At 61.2% G+C, this 611-nt stretch carries 1 pseudogene; it reads left to right on the forward strand.

The features are described from left to right. Positions 1–157: 157 nt before the first annotated feature. Positions 158–611: pseudogene (locus QSV46_RS39130) on the forward strand (transposase); the annotation flags it as partial.

The following is a 611-nucleotide window of genomic DNA, read 5'->3' on the forward strand; positions in this document are numbered from 1 at the left end:
GTATGATTCCCTGTCTGGCGCTTTGATTCGAAGGAGCGCCAGAGATGCAGCAGAAACCGGATTTGTCCCTGGGGAAGTTTGGAGACGTTCGCCTCGATAAAAGGGGGCGGCGCTTCTCCGGGCTATGCTCTGCACGCGCAGCGTCTGTTTGCACCAGATGGCGCAGGGCGACTGGGCTGCGAACATGGCGTTCTGGCGGTTTGTTAACAATCCACAGGTCACGACCGACAAGCTGATTGAAGGCTGGAGCCTGCAGACGTCGATCGCGGTCAGCGGGCGTCATGTGCTGTCAATCCAGGATACCAGCGAGATTAAGTTCCACACCCGTCCGGGACATCGGCGCGGCTTGGGCAAAGTCGGCAAAGGTAATGCTCGCGGCGTGCTGCTGCATGCCATGATAGCGGTCGATGCGGACAGCGGGGTCTGTCTCGGGCTCAGCGGCGGTGAGGTGTGGACGCGCAAGCGCAAGGCCAAGATCGCTCACGAGAAGCGCACCTTGGCCGACAAGGAGTCGGCGCGCTGGGTGACGACGGCCGAGCAAGGCCGCGATGTTCTGGCTACTGCCCGCATGATCACCGTTGTCAACGACCGCGAGGGGGATTTCTTTGCTC

The sequence above is a fragment of the Bradyrhizobium cosmicum genome (assembly GCF_032290525.1).
GTDB classification, from domain to species: Bacteria; Pseudomonadota; Alphaproteobacteria; order Rhizobiales; family Xanthobacteraceae; genus Bradyrhizobium; species Bradyrhizobium cosmicum_A.